The following is a 15,135-nucleotide window of genomic DNA, read 5'->3' as shown; positions in this document are numbered from 1 at the left end:
GCGTTTCTGCAGCTGTCGCCGGAAAGAAGGCTTACGCCTTCTTTTCCGCTTCCAGCTGCTTCCTGATCTGCGCATCCACCGCTGCAATCGCGGTCATGTTCAGGATCCTGCGCGAGGTCGCGCTGGTGGTCAGGATGTGCACCGGCTTGTTCACGCCCATCAGGATCGGGCCGATCGCCACGCCGTCGGTGAACACACGCACCAGGTTGTAGGCGATGTTGGCCGCTTCCAGGTTCGGCAGCACGAACAGGTTGGCGCGACCCTGCAGGGTCGAGCCCGGCAGCAGCTTCTGGCGCAGCGCTTCATCCCATGCGGTGTCGCCCTGCATTTCACCGTCCACGTTCAGACGCGGGTTGCGCTTGAGCAGCAGCTCGCGCACCTGGCGCATCTTCAGCGCGTCCTTGGAATCGTGGCTGCCGAAGTTGGAGTGCGACAGCAGCGCCACCTTCGGCTCGATGCCGAACAGCTTCATGCGGTAGGCCGCCTGCAGGGTCGCTTCGCACAGCTGCTCGGCGGTCGGGTCTTCCTGCACGTGGGTATCGACGAAGAAGAACACGCCCTGCTGGTTGATCACGCCTGTCATCGCAGAGGTCGAGGTGACCTTCGGCTCCAGCGGCAGCACGCTGCGCACGTAGCCCAGCTTCTTGTGGAAGCGGCCGACGATGCCGGTCAGCATCGCATCGGCTTCGCCACGGGCCACCATCACCGCCGCGATCAGGGTCGGGCGCGAACGCATCAGGTTCTTCGCCGCGGCCACGGTCACGCCACGACGGCCGGTCAGGCCGTGGTAGTACTGCCAGTATTCGTTGAAGCGCGGGTCGTCGTTGATGTTGGTGACTTCAACGTTCTCGCCGATCTTCAGGCGCAGGCCGAGGCGCTCGATGCGCGATTCGATCACTTCCGGGCGGCCGATCAGGATCGGGTGTGCCAGGCCGTCGTCGACCACGTTCTGTACCGCCTGCAGCACCACTTCCTCTTCGCCTTCGGCGTACACCACGCGCTGCTTGTCGCTGCGCGCGCGGTCGTAAACCGGCTTCATCATCAGGCTGGTGCGGTAGACGAACTGGGCCAGCTTGTCACGGTAGGCGCCCATGTCCTCGATCGGGCGCGAGGCCACGCCCGAGTCCATCGCGGCCTGGGCCACGGCGGCCGACAACTCCACCAGCAGGCGGCGGTCGAACGGGCGCGGGATCAGGTATTCACGGCCAAAGCTCGGCGTCTCGCCACCATAGGCCGAGCCCATGTCGGTGGCCGCACGACGGGCCAGCGCCGCGATGGCACGCACGCAGGCGATCTTCATTTCCTCGTTGATCGCGGTCGCACCCACGTCCAGCGCACCGCGGAACAGGTACGGGAAGCACAGCACGTTGTTGACCTGGTTCGGGTAGTCCGAACGGCCGGTGCCGATGATCGCGTCTGGACGCGCGGCGCGCGCCACCTCCGGCATGATCTCCGGGGTCGGGTTGGCCAGTGCGAAGATCACCGGGTCCGGCGCCATGGTCTTGACCATGTCGGCGGTCAGGATGCCCGGTGCCGACAGGCCCAGGAAGATGTCCGCGCCGTCGACGATCTCGGCCAGGGTGCGCTTGTCGGTGTCGCGCGCATAGCGCTGCTTTTCCGGATCCAGGTCGGTACGACCGGTGTGGATCACGCCCTCGCGGTCGAAGGCCAGGATGTTTTCCGGCTTCAGGCCCAGCTGCACCAGCATGTTCACGCAGGAAATGCCGGCCGCGCCCATGCCCGTGGTCGCCAGCTTCACGTCCTCGATCTTCTTGCCGGTGATCGCCATGGCATTGAGCACGGCCGCACCGACGATGATCGCCGTGCCGTGCTGGTCGTCATGGAACACCGGGATCTTCATGCGCTCGCGCAGCTTGCGCTCGACCACGAAGCATTCCGGCGCCTTGATGTCTTCCAGGTTGATGCCGCCGAAGGTCGGCTCCAGCGAGGCGATGATGTCGACCAGCTTGTCCGGGTCGGTTTCATCCACTTCGATGTCGAACACATCGATGCCGGCGAACTTCTGGAACAGCACGCCCTTGCCTTCCATCACCGGCTTGCCGGCCAGCGCGCCGATGTTGCCCAGGCCCAGCACCGCGGTGCCGTTGGAGATCACCGCCACCAGGTTGCCGCGGGCGGTCAGCTCGCTGGCCTGCTGCGGGTCGGCCTTGATCGCTTCACAGGCGTACGCCACGCCCGGCGAATACGCCAGCGACAGGTCGCGCTGGGTCAGCATGGGCTTGGTAGCGGAAACCTTGATCTTTCCCGGCGGAGACATCCGGTGGTAATCGAGGGCGGCCTGTTTGAAATCTTCGTTGGACATCGATGTGGGTTACATGAATGGGCAGAAGGGACAGGGGATGATACCCCCGTTGGAGCGTCTGGACCTGTCGCTATCCTGTCGCAGGCATGCTGCGACTGCACAATTCCGTGCCGTATGCGACGGTACCGGGATGCCAGCATCGGCGCCCCCGATGACAGCCATGGGACGCCCTGAAACGCCGCGGGGCCGTACCACTGTCGTGATCGGCCCCGCGGTACCACACACCTGGGTCAGCCCTTGGCCGGCAGCGCCTCGGGCAGTGCGTCCACCGGCGGCGGCAGCTCGCTTTCGCGGCCATCCAGCGCCAGCTGCAGGCGGTTGCGGTCCAGCGCGCCTTCCCAGCGCGAAACCACCACGGTGGCCACCGCATTGCCGATGAAGTTGGTCAGCGAGCGGCATTCGCTCATGAAACGGTCCACGCCCAGGATCAGCGCCATGCCGGCCACCGGTACCTCCGGCACCACCGCAAGCGTGGCGGCCAGGGTGATGAAGCCGGCACCGGTGACGCCGGCCGCACCCTTGGAGCTGAGCATGGCAACCAGCAGCAGGGCGATCTGGTGGCCCAGGGTCAGTTCGGTGTTGGTGGCCTGGGCAATGAACAGTGCCGCCAGGGTCATGTAGATGTTGGTGCCGTCCAGGTTGAACGAGTAGCCGGTCGGGACCACCAGGCCCACCACCGACTTGCTGCAACCGGCGCGTTCCATCTTCTCCATCAGCGACGGCAGCGCCGACTCCGACGAGGAAGTGCCCAGCACCAGCAGCAGCTCGGCCTTCAGGTAGCGCGCCAGCTTGAACACCGAGAAGCCGCACAGTCGGCAGACCACACCGAGGATCACTGCCACGAACAGGAACGCGGTGAGGTAGAACGAGCCCACCAGCCACGCCAGGTTGACCAGCGAACCGACGCCGTACTTGCCGATGGTGAAGGCGATGGCGCCGAAGGCACCGATCGGGGCGGCCTTCATCAGGATGTGCACCAGCTTGAACACCGGGGCGACCAGCGCCTCCAGGAAGTTCAGGATCGGCTTGCCCTTCTCGCCCACCGAGGCCAGCGCGATGCCGAACAGCACCGCGATGAACAGCACCTGCAGGATGTTGCCGTCGACGAAGGCGCTCACCAGCGTCTTCGGAATGATGTCCATCAGGAAACCGACCAGGGTCAGGTCGTGCGACTTCTCGACGTAGCTGTGCACCGCGGTCTGGTCCAGCTCGGCCGGGTTGATGTTCATGCCGGCGCCGGGCTGTACCACGTGCGCCACGATCATGCCCACGATCAGTGCCAGCGTGGAGAAGAACAGGAAGTACGCCATCGCCTTGGCGAACACCCGGCCCACCGTGCGCAGGTGGGTCATGCTGGCGATGCCGGTGACGATGGTGAGGAAGATCACCGGCGCGATGATCATCTTCACCAGGTTGATGAAGGCATCGCCGAGCGGCTTCATCTTCTCGCCGATCAGCGGTTCGTAGTGGCCGAGGATGGCGCCCAGGACGATCGCCACGATCACCTGGAAATACAGCTGGCGATAGATCGGCAACGGCTTTGCAGGCGCCGGGGCTGCGGTCGGGATGTGCATGGCGGACTCCGGAAGGGGCGTTTTCAGGCACGTACGGCCCCGGGACAGCACGGGAACCGTTACCGTGGAAACTGATCGCAGGCCCTGTGCTGCATGCGCAGGAGGTGCGACCAATGGACGCCTTTGTACGCGCCGGGCACGCCGGCGCAGATAACCTATTGGTACTAGCCCCCCGGTTCAGGTGGCGGCGATGCCTACACTGGCGCCGCACCGCCCGATCCTGGGGAGGCCGGTGGCCCGTGCTGAACGGCCGGGCGCGTCATTGCGAAAGTTTCGGCCCCTGCGGCCGTTGTTGTCCTGTCCACACGCAATCTGAGAGAGCCGCACCCAACATGCGCCCGATTCCCACCTTGCTGGCCCTGTCGCTGGCCGCGCTTCCCGCCTTCGCTTCGGCTGCCGATTTCGACAACTGGCCGACCAAGTACGCCTTCGGCGACGGCACCGAGTTGGCCGCTACCGCCAACATCGCCTACGACTACAACGATTTCTCCTCGGGCAGCGGCCTGGAGGACGACGACGCCGTGCGCCGCAAGGAGTTCGGTGCGACGCTGAAGAAGAAGGGCGTCTACGACGCGATGGTCTACTACGACTTCCAGTCCGATACCTGGCTGGACGTGTTCGTGCGCTTCGAGAGCAAGGCCTTCTTCGGCCGCGACATCGGCCGCTTCCGCTTCGGCTATATGAAGACCCCGGTCGGCCTGGATGCGAACACCTCTTCGCGCGCCGGCAGCTTCCTGGAAACCGCGCTGCCCGTGCAGGCCTTCTACGAAGGCCGCCGCACCGGCGTGGAATGGGTGCTGGAGCGCCCGCAGTACCTGCTGCAGGCCGGCGCCTATGGCGGCAAGGACCTGCAGGGTGACAACCCCGGCACCACCCAGGCAGTACGTGCGGTGTGGACCCCGGTGAAGGCGCCCGGTGACGTGATCCACCTGGGCCTGGCCTACTCGCAGGAAAATCCGCGCGGTTACAGCGATGGCCGTGACGTGCACCACGAGGCCAGCGCGCGTCTTCGCGCACGCCCGGAAGCCGGCCTGACCGACATCCGCTACGTCGATTCCGGCGCCCTGGTCACCGCCGACCAGATCCGCCGCACCGGCCTGGAAGGCATCTGGATCCGCGGCCCGTTCTCGCTGCAGGCCGAAGCCCTGCGCGCCACGGTCACCCGCCATGACGGCAAGCCCGACTACACCGGCAGCGGCCAGTACGCGATGGCCAGCTGGGTGCTGACCGGCGAGTCGCGCCCGTACAACGCAGGTGCCGTGGCCAACATCAAGCCGGCGCACGACTACGGCGCGGTGGAACTGGTGGCCCGTTACAGCCGCATGGACCTGGACGATGGCAGCATCCTTGGTGGCCGCCAGCACGACCTGACCTTGGGCGCGAACTGGTACCTGACCAGCCACTTCAAGTTCCAGGCCAACTACGTGAAGGTCGACGCCAGCCGTCGCGGTGTGCACAGCACGCCGGAGATCTTCGAGCTGCGCGCGCAGATGCACTTCTGACCCCTTCCACGTCAGATCCCGGCGGGCGTGCACGCCACGCCCGCCGGCCCTGCGTAGACTGCCGCCATGTACTGGCTCAGCCGCCACCGGATGCTGTTGCTGACCATCCTGGTGATGGTCGGTGGCACCGTGCTGTGCGCGGTCGCCGCCGGCCACTACGCCTGGCGGCGCGCCCTCGGCGAGGAAAGCAGCCAGGTGCAACGCCAGCTGCAGCTGTACGGCCAGGGCCTGCAGCAGCGCATCGACCGCTTCGGCACGTTGCCGCAGGTACTGGCGCTGGATCCGGATCTGCTGCACGCCCTGCGTGTGCCGCCCTCGCCCACCGAACAGCAGCGGCTGAACCTCAAGCTGCAACGCGCCAATGAAGTCACCCGTGCCTCGACCCTGACCCTGGTCGGCCACGACGGGGTGGCAGTGGCGGCCAGCAACTGGGACCAGCCGACCAGCAACGTCGGCGAGAACTACAGCTACCGCCCCTACTACCGGCAGGCACTGGCGCAGGGCCGCGGCCGCTTCTACGGCATCGGCATGACCACCGGCGTACCCGGCTACTACCTGTCGCAGGCCATCGAGGAAGATGGCAAGCGGCTCGGCGTGGTGGTGATCAAGGTCGAGCTGTCGGCGCTGGAGCAGGAATGGTTGAGCAGCCCGGACGTGGTGCTGGCCAGCGACGACCATGACGTGGTGTTCCTGGCCAACCGTGACAGCTGGCGCTACCGCCTGCTGCGCCCGCTGGGCGCCGATGAGCGCCGCGAAATGCTGGACGCCCGCCAATACGCCGACCGCGCGTTGCAGCCATTGCGCGCGCGTACTGAAGACGTGCTTGCCGATGGTGGCCGCATGGTGCGCCTGCTCGATCCCGCACTGCCGCAGCCGATGCTGTGGCAAAGCCTGCCGCTGCCCGCCGAAGGCTGGAACCTGCATCTGCTGCACGACGCCAGCGCCGCCACCGCCGCCGGTCGCGCGGCCGCCCTCACCGGCGGTGCCGCGTGGCTGGCGCTGGGCTTCCTGGTGCTGTTCGTGCAGCAGCGCCGACGCCTGGCCAAGCATCGCCTGCGCAGCCGCCGCGAACTGGAAACCCTGCTCAAGCAGCACGCACAGGAACTGCGCACCGCACAGGATGGCCTGCTGCAGGCGGCCACCGACGCCGACAGCGGACTCAGCCGCAGCCTCGAACACCTGCCGCAGGGCGTGGTGGTGATCGACCGCGAACTGCGCCTGGTCGCGTGGAACTCGCGCTACCTGGAACTGTTCCGTTTCCCACAGGACCTGGTTCGCGTCGGCCGGCCCATCGAGGAACTGTTCCGCTTCAACGCACGCCGTGGCCTGCTCGGTCCGGGCCCGGTCGATGAAGCAATCGAGCGTCGCCTGAACCACCTGCGCAGCGGCCGCCCGCACATGCGCGAGAGCGAGAAGGACGACGGCACGGTGCTGGAGATCCGTGGCAATCCGCTGCCTGACGGCGGCTTCGTCACCAGCTATGCCGACATCACCAGCTACAAGAACGCCGCGCGCGAACTGCGCTCCCTGGCCGATGCGCTGGAGCACCGCATCGCCGAGCGCACCCATGATCTGGAAGAAGCCCGCCGCGAAGCCGAGCAGGCCAACCGCTACAAGACCCGTTTCGTTGCCTCGGCCGTGCACGACCTGCTGCAGCCCCTCAACGCGGCGCGCATGTTCGTCTCGGTGCTGCGCGGCAAGCTGAGTGACCCGGCGCAGCAACAGACCAGCGACCACATCGATGCTGCATTGGCCGCGCAGGATGCGATCCTCAACAGCCTGCTGGATATCGCGCGCCTGGAATCGGGCAGCCTGCCCACGCGCGTACAGGCGTTCCGGCTCGGGCCTTTGCTGCAGACGCTGGCACGCGAGTTCGGCATCGCCGCGCAGTCACGCGGGCTGGCGGTCGACTGGGTCGATACCGCTGCGGTGGTGGTCAGCGATGAAGCGTTGCTGCGCCGCATCCTGCAGAACTTCCTGTCCAACGCACTGCGCTACAGCGAACGTGGCCGCGTGCTGCTCGGCTGCCGTCGCCGCGAAGGCCTGCTGTGGATCGAAGTTCACGACCAGGGCCCCGGCATTCCCGATGCGCTGCAGGGCGAGATCTTCGAGGAGTTCCGCCGCCTGCACGACGGCCAGCAGCGCGGCGCCGGCCTTGGCCTGGCGATCGTCGACCGCATCGGTCGGCTGCTCGGCCACCCGATCCGCCTGCGCTCGCAGCTGGGCCAGGGCAGCGTGTTCGCGGTGGGCGTGCCGTTCGGCGAAGCCAGCGCGATTCCCGCTACTGCTCCTGTGCCGGTGCTGGTGCAGGAACCGGCCGCGGACAATCCGCTGCGCGGTCGCCGGGTGTGGGTGATCGACGACGATCCGCACGTCTGCGCCGCCAGCCGCGCGCTGCTGGAGCGCTGGGGCTGCGAGGTGGCGCTGGCCGACGGCCCGCAGGCGGCGCTGCAGCTGGCGGCAACAGGCGCGGTGCCGGAGCTGGTGCTGCTGGATGTGCGCATGGGCGATCACCACGGGCCGGTGCTGTACGAGACGCTGGCCGAGTTGTGGCAGGCCCGCCCACCGGTGGTGCTGGTCACCGCCGAGCGCGATGCGGGATTGCGTGAGATGGCCGCCGAGCGCGGCTGGGGAATGATGGCCAAGCCGGTGAAGCCGCCGGCGCTGCGGGCGTTGATGAGTCAGCTGTTGATCCGCCATCGCGGGTAGTTTCCAGCCAACGGCGCAGCCCCTCGTGGGTGGTGTCTGGTTGGTCGTGGAAAGCCGGATTGCTGAGGGCTGGCCAGGTGGGTGGGTAGTACGGGGACGCCGTAAACCCGTCCTTGGGGGCTTGGCCGCGGCATCCATGCCGCGGACACCCCGCACTGCCCACCCACCCGGCCGCTGACAGTTCACAGGTGTTCTCCACCCACGGAGAAGAAAAAGAAGATCAAAAGCGGGTCGCGCGCTGCGCTTGCTCGTGTAGAGCCGAGCCCATGCTCGGCTGCTTTCCGGCCGGTCCGCGAAGCCGAGCGTGGGCTCGGCTCTACAAAAGGCGGCCTGACAGCCTGCTTTTGCTTTTGATCTTTTTTCTTCTCCGTGGGTGGCAGGCCACCGAAATCTGTCAGAGGCCGGTCGGGTTGGGTGCGCGGGGGTGTCTGATCTGACCCCCTGAAAACGGACGCCATGAAGCCGTTTCAGGCGGCAGCTCGGAGCTGCCGGGCGTAGTTGTTAGGCGAGTGGTAGCCCAGCGCCGAGTGTAGCCGGGCTGGATTGTAGAAGCCGTGGATGTAAGCAGCGATGGACTGGCTGGCTTGTTCCCTACTGGCGTAAGGCTCGGCAGCCTCTTCTGTCTTGAGCGTCGCAAAGAAGCTCTCGGCCACCGCGTTGTCCCAGCAATTGCCAGGCCGGCTCATGCTTTGGACCACGCCATGGGACTGCAGCAGCTGGCGAAACTCGTTTCCCCAGTACTGCCCACCACGATCTGAATGGAAGATCAGGCCGGGTCGTTGTGGATGCAGAGCCCAAGCATTGGCAAGTGCTTTCACCACCAGCTCTTCAGTCAGACGCTTGGAAACGCTGTAACCCAGCACCTGCCGGGTCTGGACGCTGATGACCACGGCCAGATGCAGCCATCCCTGGCGGGTGGGGACATACGTGATATCCCCGACCCACGCCGTCGGTCCGGTTCCGGGGGCAAATTGCCGATCCAGCAGGTTGGGGGCGAGCTGAGATGAGCCGCCAGAGGACTTGGGTCGGAATCGGCCTTTGGTCTTGCCCTGGATTCGCTCCTCGGCCATTAACCGTGCCACGCGCTTGTGGCCGACTGGATGATTCCTGGCTCGTAAGGCCCTGACCAGCCGACGTCGCCCATAACTGCGCTTGCTGGTCACATGAATGGCCCGAAGCTCGGTACGGAGGGCCGAATCGACATCGCACGTTTGGGCACACTGCCGGCGCAGGTAGTCATGGAATCCAGAGACAGAAACCCCAAGAACCCGACACAACAACCTGGTCGGGTAGTGAGTCCTTTGACTGGCGACGAAGGCGTACCTCACTTGGACTCTCTGGCAAAGAACGCCGCCGCTTTTTTTAGGATTTCCCGCTCCATCTTAAGATTGGCGTTCTCGGTCCGAAGGCGGCTGATCTCGCTTTCCAGGTCGGTGGCTGGCCTGCGAGCCTCAGAGGTCAACGACCGGCCAGCACGGACCGCGTCAAGCCAGTTTGCCAGCGTCTTGACCGACATCTCCAACTGACGGGCCGCTGCGGCAGGCCCGAGCGACTCGGCCAACTCCACGGCTTGGTGCTTGAACTCATCGGTGTAGCTACGGCGGGTGATACGGGACATAAGGGACCTCCAAGTGCGATCAAAGTATCGCTTCTTGGCGTCCGCTGACGGGGGGCCAGATCAGTCAGCCGCATGGATGCGGCTGCCAAGCCTCCAGGGACGGATTCACGGCGTCCCCCGCGCACCCAACTCGACCGACCCGCTCGCAGCTTCTGCTTTCAGCGACCAACCCAAACCCACCCACGAGGGGCTGCGCCGTTGGCTGGAAACTACAACCCGATGCCGGCGTCGCCCTCAGGCTCCAGCGCCTTCACCAGTACCGCTGCCTGTGTGCGGCTGTGGCATTCGAGCTTCTTCAGGATCGCAGTGACATGTACCTTCACCGTGTTCTCGGCCAACCCCAGCGTGTAGGCGATCTGCTTGTTGAGCAGGCCATCGGCCAGGCACAGCAGCACGCGGAACTGCTGCGGGGTCAGCTGGGCCAGGCGGCTGGCCAGCAGTGCATCGGCCTCCGAACGCTCGGCGGCCATCGCCGGGAACCACAGGCCACCATCGAGCACCGCCTGCACCGCCTCGCCGATGGTCTCGGCCGGAGCAGACTTTGGAATGAAACCAGCCGCGCCGAACTGCTGGGCACGACGGATCACCCGCGGGTGGTCGTTGGACGAGAGGATCACCACCGGAATGTCCGGATGCGAGCCGCGCACGTGCAGCAGCGCGGAGAAACCATGCGCGCCGGGCATGGTCAGGTCCAGCAGCACCAGGTCCACATCCGGGTGGGCATCCAGCGCTTCGGCCAATGCCTCGGCGCTGGCGACCTCGCGCACCTGCGCCAGCGGCAGGCTCTGCCGCAACGACTGCACCACCGCCGAACGCAGCAGCGGGTGGTCATCGGCGATCAGGATGGTGTATTCGCTCATGCCGCCATTGTACGGGCAGGCCGGAGCCTCAGCGCCCCGCCGGCTCCACGCTGCTGCGCCAGGCGTCCAGGAACTGGCGGCGCTTGAGCGCGTCCAGGTACACCAGCAGGCCCGGGCCGAGCTGGATCGGGCGGCGGCTGCGGCCGGGCGCATCGTCGCCACGTGCGTTGCCGGTCACGATCGGCATCAGCCGTGCCTCGCGCGACAGCACCTGCTGGCCACGTGGCGACAACAGGTAGTCGAGGAAGCGCCGGGCTTCTTCCGGGTGTGGGCCGGTGCGTGGAATCACCGCGGTACGCAGCACCACCAGCGTGTAGTCCTCGGGCTCGACGATCGCCAGCGGCGCACCCGCGTCGATGCGCGCCTGCGCGTAGGAGCCGAGCACGTTGTAGACCAGCGACAGCTGTCCGCTGGCGACCTTGTCCAGCAGAACACCGGTGCGCTCTTCGCGCATCACGTCGTTGTCGCCCAGCGCGCCCAGCAACGCGCCGGCGATGCTGCCACGCTGTGCATCCTGGGTAGACAACAGGTAGCCGACACTGCTGCGCTCGATGTCATAGGTACCGACCCTGCCGCGCAGCGGTGCCCCCTCCGCGCGCAACCGGTCCAGCAGTTGCCGACGCGTGTGCGGCACCTTCGCAGCCGGCAGTGCGCGGGTGTTGTAGACCATTACCACCGGCTCGTAGCTGATGCCGAAGGCCTCGTTGCGCCACTGCGCCCAGGCCGGTAGCGCAGCGGTCTGCGCCGAACGATGCGGCAGCGCGTGGCCGTCGTTGACCAGCTTGGTCTGCAGGTCCATGCCGCTGGAGATCAGCAGGTCCGGCGATGCCGGTCCGCCGCGGTCGTGCAGGTACCGCGCGTACAGGTCCTGGGTGATGATGTCCTCGTACACCACCTCAGTGCCGGGGTACAGCCGCTGGTAGTCGGCAATCACTACCGCGAACACTTCGATGTCGGTGGTGCCGTGGATGCGCAGCTGCGCAGTGGCCTTTGCCTGGGCCGGGAAGCGGCGCACGTCGCCCGGTGCTGCAAGCACCGGCAGGGCCAGCAGCAAGGCAACGGCAGCAGCGAACAGGCGGATCATGGAGTGCTCCGGGGCAGGCGGATGGTGGCGACCAGCCCGCCCTGCGGACGGTTGCTGAGGTCGATGCGACCGCCATGGCTGTCGACCACGCGCTTGACGATGGCCAGGCCAAGCCCGGCGCCGCCGGACGGCGCGCCTTCGCCACGGGCGAAGCGCTCGAATACGCGCTCGGCATCGGCGGCCGCGATGCCGGCACCGTGGTCGGCGATGGTCAGCACGGCCTGCCCGCCTTCCACGGTCAATGCGATCTGCAACGGACCGTCACCGCCGTACTTGAGTGCGTTGTCGACCAGGTTCTTGATCGCCTCGCGCAGCAGCAGCGCATCACCGTGCACCTGCACGGGTTCGGCGGTCATCGCCAGTTGTACGCGCGGTGCCGGGCCGGCCTGCGGCAGTGCCTCATGCAGGGCCTGGTGCACGGTCTCGGCCAGGTCCACCGCTGCAAAGCGCTGCAGATGCGAGCGATGGATCACGCTGGCATCGCTGAGCAGCTGGTTCAGCAACCGGCTCATGTGGGTGGCATTGCGTTCGATCGCCTGCAGGCTGCGCCGCATGTCCTCGGGGTCGTCGTCATCCAGCGCCAGCTGTGCCTGCGCGCGCAGGGCAGCCAACGGCGTACGCATCTGGTGCGCGGCCTCGGCCATGAACGCGCGCAAGGTCTCGTTGCTGCTGGACAGTCGTTCCATGAAGCGGTTCAACGCCGCCACCATCTGGTCCATCTCGCGCGGCACGCGCGCATCCAGCGGTTTCAGATCGGACGGCTCGCGGCGCGACAGCTCGTGTTCCACCCGCACCAATGGCCGGAACGCGCGATGCACGCCAAAGGCCACCAGCGCCAGCAGCAGCCCGGACAGCACACCGATCGCCAGCAATGCACGGTTGACCATGTCCTGCGCAACCGCTTCACGTGCACGCCGGGTCTGGCCGACCTGCACCTGCACCTCGCCCTGCGCCGACGCGGCGGCGAAACTGCGGCCGACCACCACGAAGCGCACGGTCTCGCCGCTGTACGCCGCATCAAACAGCTGCGGTTGCGTGCCGGGCCGGCGCGGTGGCGCCGGCAGGTCGCCGTAGCCGGTGATCAGGTTGCCGCGACTGTCGGCGACCCGATAGAACACACGGTCTTCCGGGGCCATCGCCAGCAGGTCCAGCGCGGCATAGGGAAGATCGACCTGCCACTGGCCATCGACCAGGGCCACCGAATCGGCAATGGACAACGCCGAGGACACCAGAAGGTGATCGTAGGAACGGTTGGCGGCGCGCTGGCCATAGCCGCGCGCGGCAAACAGCAGGGCCACCGCGAACACCGCCAGCAACGCGCCAAGATAGAGCAGCAACGTGCGCCGCAGCGAGCCCGGTGCGGCATTCACGGTACGCGCGTCAGCCATCGGCGTCGGCGCTGCCGTCACTGGCTTCCAGCAGGTAGCCAACGCCGCGCACCGTGGTGATGCGCAGCGGTGCGCCTGCCAGCTTCTTTCTCAGGCGACCCACATACAGTTCGATGGCATTCGGACCGGCTTCGTCGTCGAAGCCGAACAGGCCGTTGCCGATTTCGTCCTTGCCGACCACCTGGCCGAGGCGGCCGACCAGGATCTCCAGCAACCGATATTCGCGGTTGGGCAGTTCGATCGGTTCACCGTCGAGGCTGACCCGGTGCGCGGCGTTATCGAACTGGAAGCCGCCGATCTGCACCACTTCGCTGGCCTGCCCACGCGCACGCCGCAGCAGCACGCGGCAGCGTGCTTCGAACTCGCGGAAATCGAACGGTTTGCCCAGGTAGTCGTCGGCGCCGACATCCAGCGCCTGCACGCGGTCTTCGATGCCATCGCGCGCGGTCAGCATCAGCACTGGCGTGCTGTCGCCGCGCTCGCGCATGCCGGCCAGCACGCGCAGGCCATCGAGCTTGGGCAGGCCGATATCCAGCACCACCAGGTCGAAGCTCTGGTAGCGCAGCACGCTGGCCGCCGCCAGGCCATCGGCCTGCCAGTCCACGGCATGCCCACTGCGGCGCATGCGGCGGATGATCGCATCGGCCAGATCCGGGTTGTCTTCGACCAGCAGCAGGCGCATGGGCACGGGGGTGGGAAGGGAAACGAATGCTACCGCATGCCGCTGCCGCGCTCGCCGCGCCCCGCCCGGAGGTGGCAGCGGGCCGCTTTACGCTGCACCGCACAATCCGTTGACAGGACGATGACAGCTTGCGCGACCCAGACTGCGGCCGCGCACCGTCCGGTGCCCACGATTGCCGCGCGCCTGGCGCGCACCTGGGAGGGTTTGTGGAATTCACGTTTGCCTGGCGGCGCCCTGCCGCCATGATGGCGCTGGCTGCCCTGTCGGCGCCGGCCTTCGCCGCCGAAGACGACCGTCCGGTCACCGCCACCCTCGGTGGTCGCCTGCACCTGGACTTCGCCACCTTCGACAACGACAACCGGGGCACCCCGAACAAGGACGACACCGAAATCCGCCGTGCGTGGGTTGACGTGTCCGGCAAGTTCTTCGTGGTCGACTACAAGCTGGAAGCCGATTTCTCCGGCGACCGCGTCGAGGCCAAGGACGTGTACCTGGCACGCAGCTTCGGCAAGGCCGGCAAGCTGACCGTGGGCCAGTTCAAGCAGTACTTCTCGCTGGATGACCGTACCAGCTCCAACTACGGCAGCTTCCTGGAGCGCGGCAACGCCGGCACCACGCTGGCGCCGCTGTACCGCCTGGGTGCGTCCTGGCAGGCCAACCCCGGTGACTTCACCTGGGCGGCCAGCCTCTACAGCCTGGAGAGCATCGACGCCTGGCAGGTGAAGGGTCGCGCTGCCGGTGGCCGCGTCACCTGGGCGCCCTCGCCCAGCGATGGCGACGTGCTGCACCTGGGCCTGTCGCTGGCCCGCGAGGCCTACGACAATCCCGGCGCCAACGGCGTGCCCGGCCTGCGCATCCGCCCGCGCCCGGCCGGCCATCTGTCCGACAACAGCCGCCTGACCCTGGTCGACTTCTCCGCCGGCCGCGATACCGACGTCAACAAGTGGTCGCTGGAATACGCGCAGGTGCGCGGCCCGCTGTCGTGGCAGGGCGAGTTCAGTGGCGCCACCTTCGACGACGGCGCGCAGCGCGGCGATGTAATGGCGGCCTACGGCATGCTCAGCTGGTTCGTCACCGGCGAAAGCCGTGCCTACGACCGCAAGACCGGTCGATTCGCGCGGGTGAAGGACATCCGGCACAAGGCCGGTGCTTTCGAAGTGGCGCTGCGCTACGACCAGATGTGGGGCGCGCAGCATCTCGACGGTGCGCCGGACCTGCGTCGCGGCAGCACCGAAGCCTGGACGCTGGGTGGCAACTGGTACCTGCGCGACAACCTGCGCTTCATGCTCAACGTGATCGAAAGCCGCAACCGTGATCGCCTGGCCGGGGTGACGGTGGACCGCACGCGCGCGGTCACCGGCCGCCTGCAGTACGACTTCTAGGCCCGACATTCCG

11 protein-coding genes are annotated in these 15,135 nt (G+C 67.0%); 3 read left to right on the top strand and 8 right to left on the bottom strand.

Going from position 1 to position 15,135, the window contains the following annotated elements:
• Positions 1-31 precede the first annotated feature (31 nt).
• Both AC5P99_RS00440 and AC5P99_RS00435 read right to left on the bottom strand, forming a co-directional pair.
• Entirely contained in the window at positions 32-2,323 is a 2,292-nt protein-coding gene (locus AC5P99_RS00440) for an NADP-dependent malic enzyme (protein ID WP_005410971.1), read from the bottom strand.
• Positions 2,324-2,553: 230 nt separating this feature from the next.
• The gene (locus tag AC5P99_RS00435) at positions 2,554-3,897 is read right to left on the bottom strand and encodes a dicarboxylate/amino acid:cation symporter (protein ID WP_005410972.1); all 1,344 of its coding nucleotides are present in this window, start codon (positions 3,895-3,897) and stop codon (positions 2,554-2,556) included.
• A 332-nt stretch (positions 3,898-4,229) separates the two neighbouring features.
• On the opposite strand from AC5P99_RS00435, the gene AC5P99_RS00430 reads away from it, so the two are divergent.
• Both AC5P99_RS00430 and AC5P99_RS00425 read left to right on the top strand, forming a co-directional pair.
• Complete coding sequence (locus tag AC5P99_RS00430; protein ID WP_005414426.1) at positions 4,230-5,399, top strand: OprO/OprP family phosphate-selective porin; 1,170 nt, start codon at positions 4,230-4,232, stop codon at positions 5,397-5,399.
• Positions 5,400-5,465: 66 nt separating this feature from the next.
• Complete coding sequence (locus tag AC5P99_RS00425; protein ID WP_227843772.1) at positions 5,466-8,108, top strand: hybrid sensor histidine kinase/response regulator; 2,643 nt, start codon at positions 5,466-5,468, stop codon at positions 8,106-8,108.
• Between the two features lie 467 nt (positions 8,109-8,575).
• Here the strand turns inward: AC5P99_RS00425 and AC5P99_RS00420 are convergent, their stop codons facing one another.
• The 6 genes from AC5P99_RS00420 to AC5P99_RS00395 all read right to left on the bottom strand — a co-directional run bounded on the left by AC5P99_RS00420 (position 8,576) and on the right by AC5P99_RS00395 (position 13,740).
• Entirely contained in the window at positions 8,576-9,436 is an 861-nt protein-coding gene (locus AC5P99_RS00420; protein WP_495212792.1) for an IS3 family transposase, read from the bottom strand.
• Positions 9,433-9,726 (bottom strand): transposase, encoded by a 294-nt coding sequence (locus AC5P99_RS00415; RefSeq protein ID WP_495212791.1) that lies wholly within the window; start codon positions 9,724-9,726, stop codon positions 9,433-9,435. Before AC5P99_RS00415 ends, AC5P99_RS00420 begins: the two co-directional genes overlap by 4 nt.
• 209 nt (positions 9,727-9,935) lie before the next feature.
• A complete protein-coding gene (locus AC5P99_RS00410) occupies positions 9,936-10,586 on the bottom strand; it encodes a response regulator (RefSeq protein WP_005414428.1) in 651 nt (216 codons plus the stop codon).
• 28 nt (positions 10,587-10,614) lie between these two features.
• The gene (locus AC5P99_RS00405) at positions 10,615-11,670 is read right to left on the bottom strand and encodes an ABC transporter substrate-binding protein (protein ID WP_495212790.1); all 1,056 of its coding nucleotides are present in this window, start codon (positions 11,668-11,670) and stop codon (positions 10,615-10,617) included.
• Positions 11,667-13,058 carry a sensor histidine kinase N-terminal domain-containing protein gene (locus tag AC5P99_RS00400; protein ID WP_495212789.1) on the bottom strand — a complete coding sequence of 464 codons (1,392 nt, stop codon included), beginning with the start codon at positions 13,056-13,058 and terminating at the stop codon, positions 11,667-11,669. Before AC5P99_RS00400 ends, AC5P99_RS00405 begins: the two co-directional genes overlap by 4 nt.
• A complete protein-coding gene (locus AC5P99_RS00395; RefSeq protein WP_019662067.1) occupies positions 13,051-13,740 on the bottom strand; it encodes a response regulator transcription factor in 690 nt (229 codons plus the stop codon). Before AC5P99_RS00395 ends, AC5P99_RS00400 begins: the two co-directional genes overlap by 8 nt.
• A gap of 242 nt (positions 13,741-13,982) precedes the next feature.
• On the opposite strand from AC5P99_RS00395, the gene AC5P99_RS00390 reads away from it, so the two are divergent.
• Positions 13,983-15,122, top strand: a complete 1,140-nt coding sequence (locus AC5P99_RS00390; protein ID WP_005410980.1) for an OprO/OprP family phosphate-selective porin — start codon at positions 13,983-13,985, stop codon at positions 15,120-15,122.
• The last annotated feature ends 13 nt before the right edge of the window (positions 15,123-15,135 follow it).

This window comes from Stenotrophomonas sp. YJH_SMC_80, from assembly GCF_059372495.1.
The sequence above is the reverse complement of the archived record's forward strand: the minus strand, read 5'-3'. Positions and strand labels throughout refer to the sequence as shown.

What these genes read in the sequence shown, in the direction of transcription:
- AC5P99_RS00390 (WP_005410980.1), top strand. Translation starts at nt 13,983, where the DNA reads ATGATGGCGCTGGCTGCCCTGTCGGCGCCGGCCTTCGCCGCCGAAGAC.
- AC5P99_RS00425 (WP_227843772.1), top strand. Translation starts at nt 5,466, where the DNA reads ATGTACTGGCTCAGCCGCCACCGGATGCTGTTGCTGACCATCCTGGTG.
- AC5P99_RS00430 (WP_005414426.1), top strand. Translation starts at nt 4,230, where the DNA reads ATGCGCCCGATTCCCACCTTGCTGGCCCTGTCGCTGGCCGCGCTTCCC.
- AC5P99_RS00435 (WP_005410972.1), bottom strand. Translation starts at nt 3,897, where the DNA reads ATGCACATCCCGACCGCAGCCCCGGCGCCTGCAAAGCCGTTGCCGATC.
- AC5P99_RS00410 (WP_005414428.1), bottom strand. Translation starts at nt 10,586, where the DNA reads ATGAGCGAATACACCATCCTGATCGCCGATGACCACCCGCTGCTGCGT.
- AC5P99_RS00440 (WP_005410971.1), bottom strand. Translation starts at nt 2,323, where the DNA reads ATGTCCAACGAAGATTTCAAACAGGCCGCCCTCGATTACCACCGGATG.
- AC5P99_RS00415 (WP_495212791.1), bottom strand. Translation starts at nt 9,726, where the DNA reads ATGTCCCGTATCACCCGCCGTAGCTACACCGATGAGTTCAAGCACCAA.
- AC5P99_RS00405 (WP_495212790.1), bottom strand. Translation starts at nt 11,670, where the DNA reads ATGATCCGCCTGTTCGCTGCTGCCGTTGCCTTGCTGCTGGCCCTGCCG.
- AC5P99_RS00400 (WP_495212789.1), bottom strand. Translation starts at nt 13,058, where the DNA reads ATGGCTGACGCGCGTACCGTGAATGCCGCACCGGGCTCGCTGCGGCGC.
- AC5P99_RS00395 (WP_019662067.1), bottom strand. Translation starts at nt 13,740, where the DNA reads ATGCGCCTGCTGCTGGTCGAAGACAACCCGGATCTGGCCGATGCGATC.